At 49.6% G+C, this 21,602-nt stretch carries 14 protein-coding genes and 1 pseudogene; 10 read left to right on the forward strand and 5 right to left on the reverse strand.

The window, feature by feature from the left end:
* Positions 1-41: 41 nt before the first annotated feature.
* The 3 genes and pseudogenes from T458_RS58070 to T458_RS0129435 form a co-directional block, all read right to left on the reverse strand.
* Positions 42-3,148: pseudogene (locus tag T458_RS58070) on the reverse strand (ATP-binding protein).
* Positions 3,149-3,204: 56 nt separating this feature from the next.
* Positions 3,205-3,930: a LytR/AlgR family response regulator transcription factor gene (locus T458_RS52445; protein WP_252989880.1), complete on the reverse strand. Its 726-nt coding sequence runs from the start codon at positions 3,928-3,930 to the stop codon at positions 3,205-3,207.
* Positions 3,931-3,961: 31 nt separating this feature from the next.
* Complete coding sequence (locus T458_RS0129435) at positions 3,962-5,632, reverse strand: LytS/YhcK type 5TM receptor domain-containing protein (RefSeq protein ID WP_031306228.1); 1,671 nt, start codon at positions 5,630-5,632, stop codon at positions 3,962-3,964.
* Positions 5,633-5,891: 259 nt separating this feature from the next.
* On the opposite strand from T458_RS0129435, the gene T458_RS52450 reads away from it, so the two are divergent.
* The 8 genes from T458_RS52450 (at position 5,892) to T458_RS52485 (ending at position 15,775) form a co-directional block, all read left to right on the forward strand.
* Entirely contained in the window at positions 5,892-7,205 is a 1,314-nt protein-coding gene (locus T458_RS52450; RefSeq protein ID WP_023559138.1) for an MFS transporter, read from the forward strand.
* 223 nt (positions 7,206-7,428) lie between these two features.
* On the forward strand, positions 7,429-8,478 hold the full coding sequence (locus T458_RS52455; protein WP_023559139.1) for an LLM class flavin-dependent oxidoreductase: 1,050 nt from the start codon (positions 7,429-7,431) through the stop codon (positions 8,476-8,478).
* Between the two features lie 180 nt (positions 8,479-8,658).
* On the forward strand, positions 8,659-9,348 hold the full coding sequence (locus tag T458_RS52460; RefSeq protein ID WP_023559140.1) for a FadR/GntR family transcriptional regulator: 690 nt from the start codon (positions 8,659-8,661) through the stop codon (positions 9,346-9,348).
* A gap of 40 nt (positions 9,349-9,388) precedes the next feature.
* On the forward strand, positions 9,389-10,621 hold the full coding sequence (locus T458_RS52465; RefSeq protein WP_023559141.1) for a CynX/NimT family MFS transporter: 1,233 nt from the start codon (positions 9,389-9,391) through the stop codon (positions 10,619-10,621).
* A gap of 105 nt (positions 10,622-10,726) precedes the next feature.
* Positions 10,727-11,230, forward strand: a complete 504-nt coding sequence (locus tag T458_RS52470) for an SRPBCC family protein (RefSeq protein WP_023559142.1) — start codon at positions 10,727-10,729, stop codon at positions 11,228-11,230.
* Positions 11,231-11,274: 44 nt separating this feature from the next.
* On the forward strand, positions 11,275-12,969 hold the full coding sequence (locus tag T458_RS52475) for a methyl-accepting chemotaxis protein (RefSeq protein WP_023559143.1): 1,695 nt from the start codon (positions 11,275-11,277) through the stop codon (positions 12,967-12,969).
* A 132-nt stretch (positions 12,970-13,101) separates the two neighbouring features.
* Positions 13,102-13,443, forward strand: a complete 342-nt coding sequence (locus tag T458_RS52480; protein ID WP_023559144.1) for a zinc ribbon domain-containing protein YjdM — start codon at positions 13,102-13,104, stop codon at positions 13,441-13,443.
* A gap of 133 nt (positions 13,444-13,576) precedes the next feature.
* On the forward strand, positions 13,577-15,775 hold the full coding sequence (locus tag T458_RS52485) for a DNA topoisomerase III (RefSeq protein WP_023559145.1): 2,199 nt from the start codon (positions 13,577-13,579) through the stop codon (positions 15,773-15,775).
* A gap of 51 nt (positions 15,776-15,826) precedes the next feature.
* On the opposite strand, the gene T458_RS52490 is transcribed toward T458_RS52485, so the two are convergent.
* Positions 15,827-16,096, reverse strand: coding sequence for a hypothetical protein (locus tag T458_RS52490; RefSeq protein ID WP_023559146.1), 270 nt, complete (start codon positions 16,094-16,096; stop codon positions 15,827-15,829).
* Positions 16,097-16,198: 102 nt separating this feature from the next.
* Between T458_RS52490 and T458_RS52495 the strand changes: the two genes are divergently transcribed.
* Complete coding sequence (locus T458_RS52495; protein WP_023559147.1) at positions 16,199-16,876, forward strand: YdeI/OmpD-associated family protein; 678 nt, start codon at positions 16,199-16,201, stop codon at positions 16,874-16,876.
* Between the two features lie 67 nt (positions 16,877-16,943).
* On the opposite strand, the gene T458_RS52500 is transcribed toward T458_RS52495, so the two are convergent.
* A complete protein-coding gene (locus tag T458_RS52500; RefSeq protein WP_023559148.1) occupies positions 16,944-18,692 on the reverse strand; it encodes a sulfatase family protein in 1,749 nt (582 codons plus the stop codon).
* Between the two features lie 259 nt (positions 18,693-18,951).
* Here T458_RS52500 and T458_RS56175 point away from each other — a divergent pair, with 259 nt between their 5' ends.
* On the forward strand, positions 18,952-21,591 hold the full coding sequence (locus T458_RS56175) for a right-handed parallel beta-helix repeat-containing protein (RefSeq protein WP_023559149.1): 2,640 nt from the start codon (positions 18,952-18,954) through the stop codon (positions 21,589-21,591).
* Positions 21,592-21,602 lie beyond the last annotated feature (11 nt).

Below are 21,602 nucleotides of genomic sequence, written 5' to 3' on the forward strand. Positions count from 1 at the left end.
TACACGAAAAGGGTGAGGCTATATGCCCCACCCCCAATTCCTTACAGATCCGGTATTACAAACGACACGGTTGTCCCTTCATTCGGTTTGCTGCGAATAGACAGCCCTTGCCCGTACATTTGCGTCAACCTTCGATTTGTGTTGGAAAGACCGATTCCGCCCTTTTTATCCCAGGGTGGGCTCAACAATTGCAGAACCTTCTCTTGTTCCATCCCTTTGCCATCATCGATGACTTCCACAAGAGTGGAGCAATCCTGTCGGACGATGCGGATATGAACCGTGCCGCCTCTCGATTGCTTGAGGAGACCGTGTCGGACTGCATTTTCCACCAGTGGTTGGATTGTCAGCGGGGGGAGCAGCAAGTCGATGTCAGAATCAATCTCCCATACGACAGACAATCGATCCTCAAACCGTTCTTTTTCCACATACAGATAGGTTTCGATCAGTTCCAGTTCATGGGATAGCTCTACCAGTTCCTTTGTATTCAGAAAATCAAAGCTGATCCGCAAATAGGAAGCAAGCGCATCGCCCAGCTCACGCATTTTTTTCGTATCGATATCGCTTAATGCCAGTATGGAATTCAGCGTGTTGAAAAGAAAATGAGGATGAATTTGAGCCTGCAAATAAGCAGCTTCCATCCGTAAGCGTTCAGTTATGGATTGCTTCAGCGTGATTAATGCTCGTATGCGGTACTTGAGCTCCAAAGCATCTACAGGCTTGGTGACATAGTCGTTGGCACCCGACAAGAAACCCGTATAGATATCAGCAGGCTGACTGCGGGCAGTCAACAGCAGTATGGGAAGCTCCGACAAGGAGTAATGCTCCCTTATCTTTTGCGTCAATTCGTATCCGGACATCTGCGGCATCATGACATCCGCAATCAATAAATCCCATTGCTGTGTCGGGAGCAGCTCCAATGCCTCTTGAGCAGATTGGGCGATTGTAACGCTATACGGCTCGGTAGAGAGGATTCCAACCAGCACATTCAGGTTGACGGGGGCGTCGTCGACAGCTAGGATCGATACCTTTTCGCCGTTGAGAGGATGCGGATCGGGTTCTGCGGATGGCACAAAGCCATACGGGTTGTCCGAGAAAATCAATCCAGCTTCCGCTTCATCCGTCTTTTGGCCGTGATGCAGCGAATGCTGCGGCAAGCTCGAAATCGCCGAGCTGGCTAACGGCAGATCGAAACGGAACACGGAGCCTTTCCCTGGTTCCGATTGGACCGTCAATGCACCGCCATGCAATTCGACCAACTGCTTGCATATGTTCAACCCCAGCCCAATTCCTCTGCCATCGCTGATCCCGTAAGAGCCTTGCTCATAAGGCAGAAACGCTCGCTCCTGCGTTTGCTCATCCATGCCTACGCCGGTGTCGGAAACATGGATGACAGCGCGTCCTTCCCGTATCTCGGCAAAGACAAGGATCGTTCCTTTTTTCGTATATTTGAGGGCGTTATGCAGCAGATTGTACAGAATCTGTACGAGCCTTTCTCATCGGCCATCACAGGAGGCATCGTCTCGGCAATATCCATCCTCATCTGGACCGGCTTTCCTTCGGTCATAAAGCGAAGCATGCCGATTACGCCCGGTACGATCGATTGAATCTGCAGGGGCTGCTTCTCCAGCACGATTCGCTGTTCCTGGAGCCTTGCCACATCGAGCAGATCGCCAAGCATATGAGACATGCGGCGGCTGATCGTGATTAGCAGCTCCATATCCTTGACGCTTCGCTCACTCATCGTTTCTTTTTCTTTGGTTACGACACTCTCCGCGATGTTCATGATGCCATGGAGTGGTGTTCGCAGTTCATGCGAGGTATTGGCGAGAAATTGGTCTTTCAGCTTGTCAGCTTTCTTTAACTGCTCATTCAACTTGGCATTTTCCTTTGCATTGCGGAAGAACTTTTTGAACCAGTATGCAGAAAACCCGACAATGGAAGCCATAATATCCAGCGGGTAATAGACGAATATCATCTCTTGATACGAATTCCATAAGCTCCAGAAAAGGCTGGATAAAATACTCGCCGCGGATAAAAGCAAGAAGACGACGTCGTGATCCGCATGCTTTTTGAAGATCATTGATCCAATGACGTAGAGAAACCAGGCAAAGGATATGAAGCAGAAAAAGCCAAAGATTCCAAACGCGACGGTCGCATGTACCGGTTGAGTGGTTGCAACCAATAAAAAAACGGAGTAAACAAAAAGAGCCACCGTGTAGATCCGCATCCATTTGTTCCAGGCTGGAGCCGATGAGAACCTCCTGAACAGAAGCAGAATCAGAAAGATCTGCCACAGGACGGAAAGCAGCCTGATCTTCAGCGCCCATGCATAATTGATCGGCAGCCATAGCAGAAGCAGGTAGTCATGGTGGGTTACAATATACACTCCAGCCAACAGCGTCAACAGGCTGACGATGAACAAAGCCCGTTCGCGAGGGCTAAAGAGGTACAGGATCAAAGCATACTAACCATGAAGCAGCAGCACCATAAACGTAACGAGTTGGAATCCGATGGAATACCAGCGAACGTAGTCAATGGCCGCCTGGGAGCCAAAGCGAATGGAGTCCAGAATACCGCCGTTGTAGGGGTCTTCAAAGTTCGCGACTCGGATAAGCAATTCAATTTCTTTTGTGCCCTCCACAGAGTAAGTAGCCGTGTAAGAGACATACTTTGGCGTATACGCATTCGCGTTTTCGGCGGGGGTTCCCATATTGCTCTCGGCGATCCCGTTTATTTCCACCCTGGATGAGGCTTGTATTCCTTTGAACCAGAATCCGGCAGGCTCCTCCAGAGGGTCTACAAGAATGCGCAGCCGATAGGTGCCGTACCCCAATGAGGAACCCGCCTCCTTCGAAAGTGCCTCGCTCCAGTCCCCCGGAACTTGAACCGTGCGAACATCGTTAGCTTCCAATGGCACATCCTGTTGGGAGATGAGCTTTCCAGGATAAAACTGCCATTCGCCATCCAAAGGGACAGTCGAGGTTCGATCCATTTTCCAGCCGCGCAGATCAAGAACGCCATTGACCGCAGGGGTAAATGCAGCCGAAGAAAAATTCTCGGCCCAGACCCATCGCAAGCCAAGGAGGAGACCGAAAAAAAGCAGGATAATAATGATGTGTTTGAGTGTGGTCAACTGTTTGCTTCTCATATAGAGTGATTTCAACATCATTAGACAGTAACCTCTATATTCTTTTCCATTGGAAATTATAAGTTCATCATACTGCGGAATGCTTTCATCTTCCCTCTACTTACCGGAATTTCTGTCTGCTTGCCATCGTTCATCTTGATTAGATACGTATTATGGAACCAAGGAATCATTTCTTTTATCTGTTTTAAATTGATTACATAGTTTCGATGACAGCGAAAAAACGAGCCCGTTTTATTCAAAATAGCTTCCAATTCATGGAGGGAAAGATCGCATTTTTCGATCGTATCATGAGTGGCAATATATAATTCTCTTTCCTTTACAAATGCAAAGAAAATTTGGCTTACCTGGATCGGTATAATCTTGTTGTCTTTTCGGACGCATACATATTCCTCCAAAGCGGGAGGAGGTTGGTGATCAGTGGCTTTCTTTTTTGTTTGAAGAGACTTCACTTTCTTGATTGCCTCGTCCAGTTTGGATTCAAGAATCGGTTTGGTCAGGTAAAAGACAGCAGGGGTATGAAAGGCTTCCAATGCATGTTCATGAAAAGCAGTTGAAAAAATGATCAGAGGCGGATGGGACAGCTGATTCAACTTTTTCGCAAACTCCAGACCATTCATTCCAGGCATTTGAATATCTAAAAAAAGCAAGTCAGGCTCTAGCTCGATAATCTGGGGAAGAGCCTCAACGGGATTGTAGTGGATCGAAACAACCTGGATATCGATATATTTTTTTAACATGTATTCCAATTCTGAACATATCGCTGGTTCATCATCGATAATCATGGTTTTCAAGAACAAGTGGGTTCACATCCTTTCAGGGTCCGTGGAGGGGGGCTTCGAATGTCACGAGGGTTCCCTTGCCTGACTTGCTTTCCAGATGAAGCCCATACTCATTCCCATACACGGATTGCAGTCTCTGATGTACATTCGAAAGTCCGATTCCTTGAGATTGGCGATTCAGGACTTCAGCCAAACGCTCCTCGGACATGCCAATTCCATTGTCTTCAATGCTGATTTTCACGTTATGGCTGGAACGCGCCACTCGGATCGTCAGCAAGCAGTCACTGATTTTGGGGGATAGCCCGTGATGAATGGCGTTTTCAATAATCGGCTGTAAAGTCAGGATAGGCAATTTCACATGCAGCAAAGATTCATCAATCTCCATCAGAACGGTCAATCTGTTTGCGAATCTGACCTTCTCGATTTCCAAATAAGATTTGATGCCGTCCAGTTCTTCCTGCAGGCTGTGAAAATTCCCCTTGTTCCTCAGGTTTCGCCTGAAGATGTCGCTTAAGTTGCCAAGCAAGCTCCTGGCTTGTTCGGGGTCGGTTCGGCAATAGGACATAATGGTACTCAATGTGTTGAAAAGAAAATGCGGGTTAATTTGTGCTTGCAAGGCATTTAATTCTGCCTGTTGCCTCATTTTCGTATGATGCTCGATTTCTGCAAGCTCGATTTGAACCGAAAGCAGATTGGCCAAGCCGTCTGCCAATTTGAGATGAGTCTGGGACATTCTGAAGGACGAGCTTCGATAATAAAACTGCAAGCTTCCGATGATTTTATTTCGATGATACAAGGGCGCCCCGATCACTGACTGAAACGGAAGATTTCGAGGAAATACAAGCTCCTTGTCTTGGTAAATCACATTTTGCTGCTGAAAAACGGCTTTCGCAACTTGTGCAGCAAGCGCTTCTCCTTGAAAAGGCTGTTCCCATTCTATTCCTTTCACGCATAGCAATTTCTCGCAATTCGTAATGGCAACGGCATCTACCGAGGTGATCTCACAAATGATATCAGCCGTTTTCTCAGCCGAGTCTTTATTTAAGCCTGTCCGAAGGTGAGGCAGCGTACGACTGGCGATGGTAAGGGCGAGATTTGCGACAAGAGCGCCGGATTGGTCTTGCATCATTTTGAGATTCTGAAAAATAAGAGTGAAAATCGACAGCCCCAAAATGGTAATGATGGTCGTCGGTATGGCTATTTGCAATTCCAGTTCAAGGGCAGCTTCAAAAGGTTTGGCTACGAGAAATACCATGATCTTTTGGATTAATTCGGCTGTAATGCCCAAGAGAAGGATGTATTTCCATTTCATTTTTGAAAGATCATGCTTGGTCCCGACGATCCCGCCTAATAAACCGACCAATACGGTAGATGCTGCACATGCGAAAGCGGTGAAGCCGCCGATCTGATAGCGATGAATTCCTCCGATGATCCCGGCAAGCGTTCCAACCACCGGGCCCCCGATCAGCCCGCCGACAAGAGACCCGACAATCCGTGTATTGGCGATTGCATCATTGATCCGAATGCCGTTTTCTGTACCGATGACCGACATGAAACCGAAAAGGGTCGAGAGAATCATGATGCGTTTCCAATTGTTTTTTCCATAAATGATGTTGCGAAAATAATTCAATTGCCCGATCAGCAGGGAAATCATGGCGATAACCGATATATTTCCGAAAAGTTGTACTAACATGTTGAAATTCATGGCATCCTCCTAACAGTAAGGGTAATCCCTGAGAACGAATAAATCAATGCAACTCAAATTCCAATACAGGCATTTCGGTTGCTGTTTTTGAACACTCAGCAGGAAGTAATAGATGCGTATCCGCACACCTCGTAAAATCAAAAGCATTGATAAAGCGATCTTGTGACGGGATGAAATGAAATCCCTTACAAAGTTTTGGACAAGCTTCTGAAGGAACGAATGATCGACCTTCTACAGGAATTCAAAAGGAGGATGAACTATGAGTCAGTCCAATGATCGAGCACAGACACGACGCATCACGGCAAACATCTTTAAAGGTTCGGTTGGAAACCTGATCGAATGGTATGATTGGTACGTATATGCAGCATTTGCCGTGTATTTTTCGTCTGAATTCTTTCCCGCGGGAGACCCGACGAGTCAACTGCTGAATACAGCAGCAGTCTTCGCTGTCGGTTTCCTGATGCGTCCGATCGGGAGTTTGCTGCTCGGACGTTACGCCGATCGCCACGGCCGTCGCGCTGCCTTGACACTTTCTATCACCATCATGGCAGGTGGTTCTTTGATCATCGCCTGTACACCAGGGTATGAGACGATTGGAATCATGGCTCCGATCATCCTGGTTGTTGCGCGACTGCTTCAAGGGCTGTCACTCGGGGGAGAATACGGCACCTCTGCGACCTACCTGTCCGAGATGGCCAGCAGCGGCCGCCGCGGCTTCTACTCCAGCTTCCAGTACGTGACACTGGTTGGAGGGCAACTGACAGCACTTGGCGTTCAGATCGTTCTTCAACAAGTACTCACTGATGCAGATATGAAGACATGGGGATGGCGCATTCCTTTTGTGATCGGTGCATTAGGTGCCCTGGCAGTATTGTGGCTGCGCCGTTCGATGGATGAATCCGAGCAATTTTCAAAAATGGGATCTGAAAGCCGGTCTAACGCCGGAACAATCCGCGCATTAATGAAGCATCCCAAGGCAGTGCTGACCGTAGTGGGTCTGACGCTCGGCGGAACTGTTGCTTTCTATACGTACACAACCTATATGCAGAAGTTCATGGTGAATACAGTGGGCCTCCCCAAGGGAGTTGTGAGCTGGATCAACTTTGTCGCCCTCTTGGTGTTCGTTGTCCTTCAACCGCTTGCCGGTGCGCTTTCTGACCGGATTGGACGGCGCCCGCTGCTGATGTTTTTTGGTGTCTTCGGAACGTTGCTGACTGTGCCGCTGTTCTTGTTCATGGAGAATACACAGAGCCCGATCGGCGCATTCTTGCTCATGATGGTCGGTCTCATCATTGTCACGGGCTACACTTCGATTAATGCAATCGTGAAGGCCGAGCTCTTCCCGACAGAAATCCGCGCGCTTGGCGTTGGTTTCCCTTACGGAGTCACAGTGGCCGTGTTCGGTGGTACGGCAGAGTTTATCGCGTTATGGTGCAAGAGCATTGGCGTCGAATCTATGTTCTACTACTATGTCGCTGCTTGTATCGCCGTGAGTCTCATCGTGTACTGGCGCATGGGTGAGTCTTCGAAGGACTCTTACATCGAAGCAGAGCTTGACCAGAGCAATCGATAGCATCCTTTATGAAAAACAGATCCGTAAGGCGATCCAACCTTGGCAGTCTGCCAGGGAAGGGTCGCCTGTTTTTTGTGTGAATGCTGGGATCGAAACGAGTTCCTTGCGATAAAAACTTGAAATCGGCAGGAAAAAGTCTCAAAATAGAGATATTGCTTTTTGATATAAATGATTTTGCCGTAACTGGGATGATAATAAGACAGTTGAGAAGGGGGATTCGTCAGTGGAAATAGGAATTAGTACGTTTGTAGAGACTACACCGGATGTCAAAACGGGTGAGGTGATCAGTCATGCCCAGCGTTTGCGCGAGGTGGTCGAGGAAATCGTATTGGCTGATCAGGTAGGATTGGATGTCTTCGGGGTAGGTGAGCATCATCGCAAGGATTATGCGGCATCTTCTCCTGCGGTTGTGCTTGCTGCCGCCGCCCCGCAGACCAAACGGATCCGGCTGACAAGCGCGGTTACCGTGTTGTCCTCCGCTGACCCGGTGCGCGTATTCCAGGATTTTGCTACACTGGACGCCCTATCGAATGGACGAGCCGAGATCATGGCGGGCAGAGGTTCCTTTATCGAGTCCTTCCCCCTGTTTGGGTATGATCTGCAGGATTACGACGAATTGTTCGATGAGAAGCTGGAGCTATTGTTGAAGATACGCGAATCGGAAAAGGTAACCTGGAGAGGAGGGCACCGGCCAGCGATTCACAACCTGGGGGTATACCCCAGACCGGTGCAAAACCCGCTGCCTGTTTGGATTGGCAGCGGTGGAACGCCTCAGTCTGCCATACGAGCGGGAGTGCTTGGGCTGCCGCTCGTTCTCGCCATTATTGGCGGCCGTCCAACTCAGTTCGCACCGATCGTAGAGCTGTATAAAAGAGCCGCGGCACAGGCAGGTCATGATCCTTCCAAGCTGATGGTCGCCTCGCATTCGCACGGTTATGTCGCAGAGGATACCCTGAAGGCAGCGGATGAGTTTTTCCCTTCCACGCAGCAGGCCATGAACGTGCTGGGACGGGAGCGTGGCTGGGGGCATTACGATCGATCCAGCTTTGATGCCGCTCGCAGCTTTGAAGGAGCGCTGTATGTAGGCGACCCGGAAACGGTAGCCGACAAGATCATCCACCTGCGAAAAAAGGTGGGCATCACACGTTTCATGCTTCATGTGCCCGTTGGTTCGATGCCCCATGATCTGGTCATGAAGGCGATTCATTTGCTGGGGACAGAAGTGGCGCCGCGAGTTCGCGAAGAAGTCTCCAAGTGGGAAGCGACACTCTGACCGAAGAATAAAAGGACAAAAGCAATGCCCCGGAAGAAGAGCCTGTTTCACGAAGCGCCTCTCTTTCGGGGCATTTTTGCGAAAGTGTTTGAAGTGTCGACGAGCATTGACAGATTTGTTTTTTGTTCCTTATACTAGCCATACAGTTAAACATCCGATGTTTGGAGGTGTTCCGTTCCCGTGCTGCAAAAAACAAATCGAACAACGCTGGTCGAACAAGTTGCCCTTCAAATTCAAGCCTTGATTGAATCGGGCAAGTGGCCAGTCGGATCTCGGATTCCGGCTGAGCCTGAGCTGGTTGCTGAACTTGGCGTCAGTCGAAATACCGTTCGCGAGGCTGTACGAGCCCTGGTCCACGCCGGGCTGCTGGTTCCCAAACAAGGAGATGGAACGTATGTAAGCTCCGCCAGTATTCTGGGCGTGGTTCTCCAACGGCGTATAAGAAAGTCAAGTCTGATGGAAACCATGGAAGTGCGGTATGCCCTCGAGCAGGAAGCAGCTCGATTGGCTGCCACCCGTCGAACACAAGAAGATGTGGATACGATGCTGCACTATCTGGATATTTGCAATAAAGCCGCCGAAGCGAAAGATATCAAGACATATGTAGAGGCAGACATTGCTTTGCACCAGGCCATTGTAGGCGCGACGCAAAACAGCCTGTTCATCGAATTGTACGAGCATATGACAGAGGCTTTGCAAGAATCGGTCAATCATCTCACGGAAATGAAGAGCCACTCGGATTGCCACCAGCAAGCGCATCGAGATCTGGTAAAAGCCATTGTCCAACAAGATCCTGTGAAAGCGACAGAAGCTGTTCAGCGCTATATGGATTACTTTCGAGAAGAGCTAAAGAAAGAGCAATGTGAGTAGGAAAGGAAGAGACACAAGGTCATAATACGAGGAGCCGATCATGAGTACACCGAATCCCATAGAAAGAAATCAACCGTCTTCCCAATCCAGCGCCACCTTTACGCCTTGGGCACTTATACTCGGTATTGTTTTTATCGCGGCCATTCTTCGGGCTCCCCTTACTTCTGTAGGTCCGCTCGTCGGGTCGATTCGGGATCAATTGCATATCTCGAATACCGTAGCCGGAATGATCACTGCTTTGCCGTTATTTTGCTTCGCGTTGTTTTCTCCCTTTGCACCGAAGCTGGCGCGGCGATACAAGGTAGAACCGGTTCTGCTTGTTTCAATTGTCCTGCTCTGCGTGGGAATTCTCCTGCGTTCGCTTTCGGGAACAGCCACTTTGTTTATCGGTACTGCGCTGATTGGATTGGCTATCGCTACCGGAAACGTTTTGTTGCCGAGTCTGATTAAAAGGGAGTTTCCCGAGCGAATCGGCATGATGACCGGAATCTACTCCATGTCGATGAATCTGTGTGGAGCCGTTGCTTCCGGAATCAGCATTCCGATAGCAGTAGATCTGGGCCTGGGCTGGCAGGGCGCGCTCGGGATCTGGGGTGTTTTGAGCCTGATTGCCATCTTTACCTGGCTGCCGCAGATAAAAGGCCGCCGTCAGCAAATTGCCGCAAGCAATCAACAAATCTCAAACGACAAAATTAACTTGTGGCGTTCGCCGCTTGCCTGGCAAGTAACCATGTTTATGGGGCTGCAATCTTTGATCTTTTATGTCCTGATCACGTGGCTGCCCGAAATCCTCCTGCAACAGGGGATCGACAAAAGCCACTCGGGCTGGATGCTCTCGATGATGCAGCTATCCTTGCTGCCGTTTACCTTCCTCGTACCTGTCATTGCGGGGAGAATGCAGAGTCAACGACCACTCGTGTATGTTACGACCCTTTTGCTGCTAGGCGGGACATTTGGTCTTCTTTTTGGCAGCATTGAATGGATTTTGTTGTGGATCATGATGCTGGGGATAGGAGCGGGTTTTGCTTTTAGCTTGGCGATGATGTTTTTTACCTTGCGTACACGTACGGCACAACAAGCTGCGGAATTGTCGGGTATGGCTCAATCAGTCGGCTATCTTCTGGCAGCCATCGGCCCGACCCTTTTCGGTTATCTGCATGATGTGACCGACAGCTGGACGCCTCCGCTTCTGATCCTCCTTGCTGCCTCTATCCTGATTTTCATTTTTGGGTTTGGTTCAGCAGGCAATCGATTTGTGGATTCCCGAAAATAAACACCGGACTCGATCAGCCAGCTTGGCATACATGCCAGGTTGGCTGATTTGCCTTGTTTGGATAAGCAAGGGAGGTGGAAGAATAACTGGTAGAGGAGGGGTACAATGTTGGCAGATCTGCAAAAAGGCGAATACGGCTATATAGCCCGTATGGAGCGCTATCTCAAACACCCTGTAGAACAGGTGTGGTCCATGTTGACGGAAAACGATAAGCTGGCGCAATGGTTTCCTGAGTTGCGAGTGAAAGATCTGCGGGAAGGGGGGACCATGATATTCGACATGCAGAATGGTACGTTCGAGGAAATGGTGATCAGCGACTGCAAAGAGCTGGCAGTTTTGGAATATGAATGGGGCGAGGATCGCGTGCGCTTTGAATTGGCGCCAGATTCAGCTGCCGAATGCCGGTTGGTTTTCCTTGAGAGGATCAAGAATATCACGGACCATACCCCCAAAGACCTCGCTGGCTGGCATGTATGTCTGGATGTCATCGAAGCGCAACTGGATGGGAGGGCGCTGGAATCCCGCAAGCAAGAGTGGGAAAAGTGGTACGAATCCTATAAAAAGCTTACGAGAGAGATTCTTGAAAGCGGGTCGCATGGTCCTTCTTGAAGGAATTGGTATCATATTACTATTGACTTGAAGAGGTGTATTTCATGAAGTTGACGATTGGCAAAAAGCTGGTAGGGTCTTTTTTAGGGATTGCCCTGCTGTTGGTACTGACAGGCCTGATCTCGAGTTATTATCTGCAGGAAATTAACCACTCCGGTACAGATTTGATCGGCAGACGGGCATTGATATTGTCGAATGTGCAAAAGATTCAAGCAGAGGTGGCTAAGGAAAGCAACAGTCTGAGCGGGTATATACTGACACGGGATCGAGATTTTTTAGATGATATAAAGGTCTCGAACGAAAATGTGACCCGATTAACGACCGAAACGATTTCTATAGCGAAATTGGGTGGATTTGGCGAGCAATTGCAACGTCTGGAAGGGTTGAACCAGGAATTTAAAGAGAAATATGAGCATGTGCTGGGGATGGTTCAGAGCAATCAATCTTTTGATGCGATCAGATACTATTTTAGGAGCGAGGTTTTGGCGCTGGGAATCGAGATGGACGAGATTGCAGAAGGCCTCGCCAATGAACAGCTTGCATCAATGACGGAAGAGAGCCAAAAGAATTCCGAGTTGACGCAAAATGCGATAACGAATGTCGCAGTTCTCAGCATCTTCGCTGTTGTTTTGTCGGTGTTGATCGGCATATTCAGCTCGCGAATGATCTCCAAACCTATCGTGGCGATCGCAGCAGCAGCAGAACGGATTGCGCAGGGTGATTTAACAACAGAGAATCTTCAGATCAAGAATCGGGACGAGGTCGGCGTTCTTGCCAGTTCATTTAATCAAATGAAGGAAAATTTGCGCACCTTGGTTGTAGAAATCCATGCCAGTGCAGAGCACGTAGCGGCTTCCTCTGAAGAATTGATGGCAAGTGCGGAGCAATCCAGTCAAGCGACGGAAATGATCACGCAAACCATCCAGGAAGTTACCGCGAGTGCCACCATGCAATCCAAAAATGTATATGAAAGCGTCTCGGCTATCAATGAGATGTCGTCCGGTATCCAGCAAATTGCCTCCAGCGCCCAAGTGACATCTGAATTGTCGGTGGAAACGTCCCACAAGGCATTGGAAGGAAATCAGGCGATCATCACCACCGTGCAGCAAATGGATGCTCTTCACCAGACGATGGATCATTTAGCAAAGGCCGTCATGGAAATGGAAGGTCATTCGCAGGAAATCGGACATATCGTGGAAGTGATTTCAGAGATCGCAGCACAAACGAATCTTTTGGCTCTTAATGCAGCGATCGAGGCAGCCAGGGCTGGTGAGCAGGGACGCGGGTTTGCTGTGGTTGCGGATGAAGTTCGTAAACTGGCTGAACAATCTGCTCAGTCAACCGGACAAATTGCAAACTTGGTCGGAACCATTAAAAACCATACACGTACCGTGGTAGAGTCAATGGAGGTAGGAGTCAAGGAAGTCGATGAGGGTATCCGAGTCGTCCACACAGCAGGAGCATTGTTTGAGGAAATCAAACAAAACATCGACAAGGTCTCGAACCAGGTGCAGGAAATATCTGCAGCGTCGGAACAGATGTCTTCCAGTACCACGCAAGTCGTGCATTCGATTGAAGAGATTTCACAGGGCTCCAAAACCGTTGCCTCCGAATCAGAAAATGCATCTGCTTCTGCCGAAGAACAGTTGGCATCGATAGAGGAGATTACCTCTTCCACTGCTTCTTTGTCCAAAATGGCGGAAGAACTGCAAAGTCTGGTGGGTAGATTCAAAGTGTAGGATTATTGGATGATGTGAATAACTAACCGATGGTTACGATTGCGTTTCAGGGAAGAGGGCAGAAGTGGGCATGTTTTGGTATAATGGAAGATCGTTGAAGCAATACAAATAACCTTAGGAGAATAAAATACCATGACTACTTTTCCGAATTGCCCAAAATGCAATTCCGCCTATACGTATGAAGACGGCAATCATCTGGTCTGCCCTGAATGTGCCCATGAATGGATGGCAGGCTCCGAAATGGCGAGCAGCGAAGATGAGAAGGTTGTAAAGGATGCGCACGGCAACATCCTGCAAGACGGAGATAGTGTAACGGTTATCAAGGATCTGAAAGTGAAGGGCAGCTCCTCCGTCCTGAAGATCGGAACGAGAGTGAAAAATATTCGTCTCGTGGATGGCGACCATAATATCGATTGCAAAATTGATGGCTTTGGCGCGATGCAGCTAAAATCTGAATTTGTGAAGAAGATATAGGAAGGAACCATATCGATTGTTGACTGATCCCCTGGATATAAGGGGGTCTTTTCTTTTAAAACAGCCCCCCTCGGATTGTTTTTTGGTTAGAATGGAAGGATGATAAGCGAGTTGGTTGGAAAGGGTGTCATAGATGAGCAAAACACTAGTACTGGCTGAGAAGCCCTCCGTTGGTCGGGACATCGCCAGGGTCTTGCAGTGTTCCAAAAAAGGAAACGGTTATTTTGAGGGAAACCAATATATCGTCACATGGGCTTTGGGGCATCTCGTCACATTGGCTGATCCGGAAGTATACGGACAGCAGTACAGTTCATGGAGAATCGAGGATTTGCCGATCATGCCGTCCCCGTTGCGGCTGGTGATCATCAAGGAAAGCAATAAGCAGTTTCATGCAGTGAAACAACAAATGAAGCGAAACGACGTAAAAGAGATCGTCATTGCGACCGATGCGGGCCGCGAGGGAGAGCTTGTCGCTCGCTGGATCATCGAGATGGCGCACGTGAACAAGCCGATCAAGCGTCTGTGGATTTCTTCCGTGACGGATAAAGCGATCCGCGACGGGTTTCGCAATCTGAAGGACGGCAAGGCGTACGACAATCTGTATGCTTCCGCCGCAGCTCGTGCAGAGGCAGACTGGCTGGTCGGAATTAATGCTACACGGGCTTTGACCTGCAAGCATAACGCGCAGCTTTCCTGCGGCCGTGTCCAGACTCCGACACTGGCGATTGTCGCCAAAAGAGAGGAAGAGATCCGTCAATTTACCCCGAAGCCGTATTACGGATTGACCGCAGTGGCACAGGGACCGATTCAGCTTCAATGGCAGGACCCGGAGACGAAGGACGTCAAATCCTTTTCCAAGGAGAAAATGGATCGACTGCTGGCGTCGCTCAAACAGGAGCAGAGCGCAGAGGTGATCGAGATCACCAAAGCACACAAGAAAACCTTCGCCCCGCAGCTGTACGACCTGACCGAGCTGCAGCGGGACGCCAACCGGATCTTCGGCTTTTCGGCAAAAGAGACGTTGTCGATCATGCAAGGTCTCTACGAGCATCACAAGGTTGTGACATACCCGCGGACGGACTCGCGCTATCTCTCGGCAGACATCGTAGAAACCCTGCCAGACAGGGTCAAGGCTGTCCAGATGAAGCCATATGCGCCGCTCGCGGCCAAGGTGCTGCGCGCGCCGATCAAAGCCAACAAATCCTTCGTGGACGACAGCAAGGTATCGGATCACCATGCGATCATCCCGACCGAGCAATCCGTTCTGCTCAGTGATTTGAGCGATAGGGAGCGCAAAATTTTCGATCTCGTGGTAAAACGCTTTTTGGCGGTTTTGTTCCCTGCCTTTGAATACGAGCAAACCACGATCCAGGCGAAAATAGGCAGTGAGCGGTTTATCGCCAGGGGGAAAATCGTTCTTGCCCAAGGCTGGCGGGAAGTCTATGACTACGACGTCGAGGACGAGGACAGCAAAAGCGGCGTATCGGAGCAGACTTTGCCGAAAATCGCAAAAGGAGACCGCCTGCGCCTCCAGTCTGTATCGCAGACCAAGGGCGAGACGAAGCCGCCGGAGCCTTTCACAGAAGCCACGCTGTTGAGCGCGATGGAAAATCCCGCGAGATACATGGCGAACGAGAGTAAAGAATTGATCAAAACGATTGGTGAGACAGGCGGACTGGGTACTGTAGCGACTCGCGCCGACGTCATCGAGAAGCTTTTTAACAGCTTCCTCTTTGAAAAGCGCGGAAAGCACATCTTCGTTACAGCAAAAGGAAAGCAGCTTCTGGAGCTTGTCCCCGATGACTTGCAATCGCCAACGCTGACCGCCCAGTGGGAGCAGAAGCTCGGCGCCATCGCCAAAGGGAGCCTGAACAAGCAAGCGTTTATCAGCGACATCAAAACCTACGCGAAAACGGTCGTGCAGCAGATCAAAAACAGTGAAAAGACATTTCGCCACGACAATCTGACCAGAAGCAAGTGCCCGGAATGCGGCAAGCATTTGCTGGAGGTAAACGGAAAGCGGGGCAAAATGCTGGTATGCCAGGACCGGGAGTGCGGCTATCGCAAAAACATTGCCAAGCAGACGAATGCCAGATGTCCAAAATGCCATAAAAGGCTGGAGCTGCAAGGTCAGGGTGAGGGCCAAACCTTCGTCTGTGTTTGTGGACATAGAGAGAAGCTGACCACCTTCCAGGAGCGAAGAGAGAAGGAAAAGGGGAGCAAAATATCCAAAAAAGAGGTTGCAAAATTCCTGAAGTCGCAGGAGAAGGATGTGGACGAAGGGATCAACACGGCGTTGAAGGATGCGTTGTCGAAGTTAAAATTTGATTAAGATTCAATTGAGCAGCCACTCCAACATGCGGAGTGGCTTTTTGCTTGCGGATTAGGAGATGCGAACCTTGCCGATAGCCTGAAGAGCTTCCTGCAGATCCTCCATCTCTTTGGTGATGTTTGAAAATCCCGCGATCACGGGGGAGAAGCTTCCGATTCCCGCAATCAATCCATACGGCAAATTTCCGAGCAGCAATCCCACCAAGACTGGCAATCCAGCACATACTCCCGCACTGATGGCTTTTTCCCAAGGAAGAGGGCTTTTGTTGATGGCAAACGCCTGCATGACTGTCGCGCTAAACATTCCGTCCTTTTTTTGCATTCCCTAGTCGCCTTTCTAGCTCTTCGAGTTCGAGGTAAAATAGTATCGTTACTATTCCTCGTTTTCCAATTTCCAATACTTGGGGCGAAAGGAGCAATCCCAGTGAATTCACCGAAAAGCATCATGGAGAAACTAAGCCTTGCCAAGTACCCCACAAAAGCCATACTCCATATCCCGGAAGATATTCATGAATTTGCGGGAATGGACTTTGATACAACCTTGCAAAAAGAGAAATACGACTTGATTTTTATCTTTATCTTTCATTTGGAGGACCTCAAGAAGCATGTGCAGGAAGTGATTGAAAAGCAATACCTGACCGATAAAGGGTACCTCTACTTCGCTTACCCGAAAAAGAACAACCCGCAGTACTCGGAGTATATCGACCGGGACAGCATCTTTCCGGCCATGTCAGTGGATGACGAGGGGTTCGTGGAAGGAAGCCGCATCAAGTTTGCCAGAATGGTGAGTTTTAATGATGTGTTTACTGTGATCGGATTGAAGGCAGAGCCAGCCAAGGTCAAAAAAGCGGCAAACCCGCCCAAAAGCCAGTCTGTGAATGATTACATTGAGCATGTCGATGATATCAAAAAATATTTGGACGATAAAAAAGAATTGTTGAAGATTTACAACGAACTAACCTTTGGCTATCAGAAAGACTGGGCACGTTACGTCTACAGTGCGAAGAAAACAGAGACCCAAGAAAAGCGTTTTACTGAGATGGAGACTGTCTTGGCGGAAGGCTATAAAACGATCGAGCTGTATAAAAGAGCGAAAAGGTAAAGACACAGCATACGAAAGAAAACCACTCCCAGAAAAGGAGTGGTTTTTTGTAGGCGCAAAGTAAAAGTCATTCTTCCAGACCTGCTTGCACCGGATACAGTCGCTTTTCCTTCCGCTGTTCCTCCAGCAGATGCATCATCCAGTCCAGAACTTCAAAACTATCGGGTGTAGCGTAAGCGGGATTGGCGAGGTTGCAGGTTTCCAGTGGATCATCAGTGATATTGTAAAGCTCGAATTCGTCTGGTACGGGCTGTGTTTTATACTGCGCCACCCAACAGATCTCCTCTTCGTTCCGGCCACCCTTCATCGGGACGAACGCTACATCGCTCACGCCCGGCTGGCTCCAAAACTGGACGTTGTCATAGTAGCGGGAGAACTTCCACAGTTCCTGTCTGCCCTCTCGCTGCAGGGGGGCGACGACGGTTTCCACATGGTTGGGCTGGATGACAGCGGGATACGGCTGTCCCAGAGGGTTGATTTGATGCTGGCCACGAGTCACATCGTCGTCGCTCATAAAATAAATGGGTTCTTCGGCTATGGCCGCCGCGTCGTTGCCCAGAATGACAGGCGCCAGATCACGTCCCACGAAAGGATGGACCTCGGTAAAGGTGCTCTGTAATTGATTCTGGAGCGAGGGGATATCTGCATGAGCGAGTCCGAGCATGGTTGGCAACAGATCCACATGGCTGGTCAAGGCATGGACGTTTTGATGACGGGAAAAGAGTCGAGGGTTATGGATGATCAATGGCACATGGAGCATTTCCTCATAGGCACAGTACCATTTTTGGTGGAGGTCTCCATGGGCCCCGAGCAAATCGCCGTGATCAGAGGTAAACAGGACGATTGTATTTTCATAAAAGGAAGAGCGAATCAGGGCTTGCAGCACCTTCCAGATTTCCCGATCGACATTTTTCTGCAATTGATAGTAAAGCTTGCGATAAAACGCTTGATCGAAAATCGGCTGCAGGGCCCGCGGATAAATATCGCGATAGCTGGCTTGGCAGCGAGGTTTCGTATGCAAGGATTCGTCAAAAGTTGGGGGAGGGGGGACATCGGGCATCGGCTCCACCTCGAAGCGAAATACAGGGAGGTGTGCCGTGATCGCGCCATACAGAACGATGTCGTGAGGATTTACAAAAGATGCAACGACAAGCCAGGGCAATGCATCGGGGTCCTGGTATTTCTGCCTATCGAGCGCTTCGATCAGCTCCACGACTTCAGCAGCGAAGACGACATCCCGCCCGCTTAGGCCAATGGCTGCGGAGGAACCGGAATTGCGCGGGTTTTTTCCATGCGGTTCCGGGCCGACCCATCCGGAAAATCCGTAGCCCTCCAATCGATTCGCTCGCAGATACAACTCCACCTTTTCTCTGTCCGGTACGCCGGTGACAGGATCGTAGCTCGGTACGCTGGCATGTTTACCGGGTACGATCACATCTTCATAGGAGAAATGCCATTTGCCTTTATAGTAGGTCTGGTATCCGGCAGCTCGAAAATAGTCGCCCATCGTAGGAACGGTGTTCCGATCCAGCCAAAACATATCGGAGTCGAACGGACCTTTTGCAACTCCAGTCGTCTGAGTAACACCGTGCAAGGAAGGATATTGTCCTGTGAAAAGGGTAGCGCGACTTGGGCAGCAGGCTGCGCTCCCGATATAGTGCCGATGGAATTCCAACCCGTGAGAGCGCAAAAACTGCAGGGCCTTACGATTTTTTTTGTTCCACTCGCGTACTTCCAAGCTTTCGTAGACGGGAGGGTACCGTTCCTCGTCTACGAGAATCACGAGAAAATTAGGCTGCACATCAGGTTTCCACATGATCACACATCCCAGGGAAGATTTTTACATTAGGCTATGTGACGGAGTAGTGTATTTTTCCAAAAGGTCAAAAGCAAAGGCATATCCAGCGCGCTGCCTTTCAGATTTTATTCAGAACCGGACAGTAGAATCAGGTGCTGTTGGGTGAAATCCCACAGCTTTACCCTCTTTGTTCCTTGAAAAATTTCGCCTATGGTTTCAGCGGAGTTTACAATACAATATATGGTAGAAAGTCGGGGGCTGTCAGGGAGGCATCGGTATGGAGAAGTGGCAAGGTAAACATAGGCATCAATTCATCGTCCCCACTGTAAAAATGGGTTTTCTTCTCTTGATGGCTCTTATGATCGTGACGACGTATTCGGAAATACACGTTTCTGCGCGCTTTCATGCTCCGGGAAACGTGTACTATGTCGCGCTGGACGGGGAAGACAGCAATCCCGGTACCCTGGAAGCACCGTGGCGGACGATCCAAAAGGCGGCGGACACGATCACCGCTGGCGAAACAGTGTTGGTAAGGGAAGGCATCTACGAGGAATTCGTAACCATTACATCCTCTGGATCGGAATCCGAGGGTTACTTAATATTCCAGGCCTATCCGGGGGAACGTCCAGTCATAGACGGCTCCAGACTGAATATTGGCAGTGGTCAAAGCGCTCTTGTACAGATCAATAGTGCGAATTATATCGTGTTTGACGGATTCGAGGTACGCAATCTCTTTTCTTCAAGCGAATCCGAGTATCCCGGGGGCATTCGGGTTCAAAATGGCGGGTCAAATATCCACCTTCTGAACAACGATGTGCACCACATCGAAAATCGCTCCCGCAGTGGAAATGCCCACGGCATTCATATCTACGGAAATTCATTCATACCCCTCAAGAATATCCGTATAAGCGGCAATCGTGTGCATCATCTGACACTGGGTTCAAGCGAATCGCTGACGTTAAGCGGCAACATCGACGGCTTCATAGTCGACGGGAATGTGATCCATGACAACAATAACATCGGCATTGATATCGCCGGATTTTATGGCGCCTGTTCAAGTCCGTGCAGGGATCAGGCCAGGAATGGCATCGTTTCGGGCAATACCGTCTATCACATTGATTCTTCCATCAATCCGGCTTATGGCAGCAATTCCAACAGCGCTGGCGGTATCTATGCCGATGGGGCGACCAATGTGATCATTGAGCGCAATCATATTTATCGAAGCGATTTCGGGATCGAGCTGGCAAGTGAAAACAAGAGAAAGTCTACCAGCAATATTGTCGTGAGGAATAATTATATTCATCATAATGACGGTGCGGGAATTATCATGGGCGGCTCGCAAAAGAGCAATGGCGGCGCTGAAGATAATCTGATCCTCAATAATACGCTGGTCGAAAATGACCAATTGAAGCAAGGCTACGGAGAGATCACCTTTCAGGAGAACACCAGCAATAATGTCGTGGCGAACAATCTGATATACGCTCTCCCCGGCCGGGCACTGATTCACAAGTCCAGCTCAACCGGCTCAGGCAATGAGATTGATTTCAACCTCTATTATCGCCCAGACGGCGAGGACGGAAGGTCATGGAAGTGGGATGGCCACTCTTATAAAACCTGGGATTCCTACAAGGAGATGACGGGTTTGGATGGCCACTCGATATTTGCAGACCCGCAATTTGCCGATCTCAGTCGGGATATATTGCTGTCAAGCAGCTCGCCAGCAATAAATCGGGGGACAGAGGCGTATATGAAAGAAGCGGTACTCGATTTTTACGGTACTGCCAGAAGCAGAGGCACTGCCGTCGACATCGGCGCGACGCAATTCAGCGGAGCATTGCTCGCAGATGCCGAGGTGCAGCCGGTGGAAGACGAACCTGCTCTGATCGAGCTGCCTTCCGAGCCAGAGCCAAGCGTGGAGCCCTCCGAGGGCGGAATACTCGTAGACGGGGATTTTTCCTACTGGACAAGACTGCCTGTGTTGAGCGAGGGCAAATCTCGCGTGCGCCAAATCAAGTCCGTGATCGCCGACGACGAGCTGCATGTGCTGGTAACCGGGAGTCTGCTTGGCGACAAAGGGCAGCTTTATCTGAACACCGACCAGGATGCGGATACGGGTTTTCAAGCTCCTTTTTGGAATGGCAGCGGAGCCGATTATCTTTTGGAGAATGGAACCCTGTACCAATATAGCGGAGAAGGGGATACCGACTGGAGCTGGACCAAGGTTCGCTCTTATAAAAGGGATGGAAAGTTCGTCGCGACATCGACCGTCGTAGAGGTCTCTTTGCCGCTGGAGGATCTCGGCATCAAGTCAGGAGATCCGGTCTATATCGGTTATGTATGGAAGGATTCTCATGCGGACAAGCTTCCTCAGGAAAGCAGCATGATCGAGGTAAACGATGGCATTGTGCCATCTCAGCCGAGCGATTCGATCAAAGAGGAGACCGCTGCAACAGTGGAGCCCGGGAAGAATTGGGACAACGTGGAGGCGTTGAGTACGAGTGATTCTACTCCACGGGTCTTGAAGGTTACCCATGATCGAAAATTCCTCTACATTCTGGTAGAGGGCAGCGAGCTGCTGACAAAGACGCAAATTTATCTCAATACGGACAACCAAAGCGACAGCGGCTATAAAGCCTCGAACTGGACGGCTGGAGGCGCGGAATATTTGTTGGAGTACGGCATTCTTTATCGCTATTCCGGGACGGGATCAAGCTGGTCCTGGGATGAGCAAACAGAACTGACTCACAGCGATTATTGGGATGAACAAGACGAACGCATCGAAATTACCATTCCATTGAAAGAACTGGGCCTGCAACGAGGTGACAGCATTACTCTTGGCGTGCTGAAGGATGACAACAGCGCGACACAGTTGCCGGTAAGCGGAGATATGCAAGGGTACACGTTAAGCAGTAACTGAAGCACTAGCTG

Source organism: Brevibacillus panacihumi W25, from assembly GCF_000503775.1.
Taxonomy (GTDB): Bacteria; Bacillota; Bacilli; order Brevibacillales; family Brevibacillaceae; genus Brevibacillus; species Brevibacillus panacihumi_A.

Excerpts from the sequence above, each read along its gene's own strand:
- T458_RS52465 (WP_023559141.1), top strand. The coding sequence starts at position 9,389 with ATGAGTACACCGAATCCCATAGAAAGAAATCAACCGTCTTCCCAATCC.
- T458_RS52445 (WP_252989880.1), bottom strand. The coding sequence starts at position 3,930 with ATGATTATCGATGATGAACCAGCGATATGTTCAGAATTGGAATACATG.
- T458_RS52480 (WP_023559144.1), top strand. The coding sequence starts at position 13,102 with ATGACTACTTTTCCGAATTGCCCAAAATGCAATTCCGCCTATACGTAT.
- T458_RS56175 (WP_023559149.1), top strand. The coding sequence starts at position 18,952 with ATGGAGAAGTGGCAAGGTAAACATAGGCATCAATTCATCGTCCCCACT.
- T458_RS52475 (WP_023559143.1), top strand. The coding sequence starts at position 11,275 with ATGAAGTTGACGATTGGCAAAAAGCTGGTAGGGTCTTTTTTAGGGATT.
- T458_RS52490 (WP_023559146.1), bottom strand. The coding sequence starts at position 16,096 with ATGCAAAAAAAGGACGGAATGTTTAGCGCGACAGTCATGCAGGCGTTT.
- T458_RS52500 (WP_023559148.1), bottom strand. The coding sequence starts at position 18,692 with ATGTGGAAACCTGATGTGCAGCCTAATTTTCTCGTGATTCTCGTAGAC.
- T458_RS52470 (WP_023559142.1), top strand. The coding sequence starts at position 10,727 with ATGTTGGCAGATCTGCAAAAAGGCGAATACGGCTATATAGCCCGTATG.
- T458_RS52450 (WP_023559138.1), top strand. The coding sequence starts at position 5,892 with ATGAGTCAGTCCAATGATCGAGCACAGACACGACGCATCACGGCAAAC.
- T458_RS0129435 (WP_031306228.1), bottom strand. The coding sequence starts at position 5,632 with ATGAATTTCAACATGTTAGTACAACTTTTCGGAAATATATCGGTTATC.
- T458_RS52485 (WP_023559145.1), top strand. The coding sequence starts at position 13,577 with ATGAGCAAAACACTAGTACTGGCTGAGAAGCCCTCCGTTGGTCGGGAC.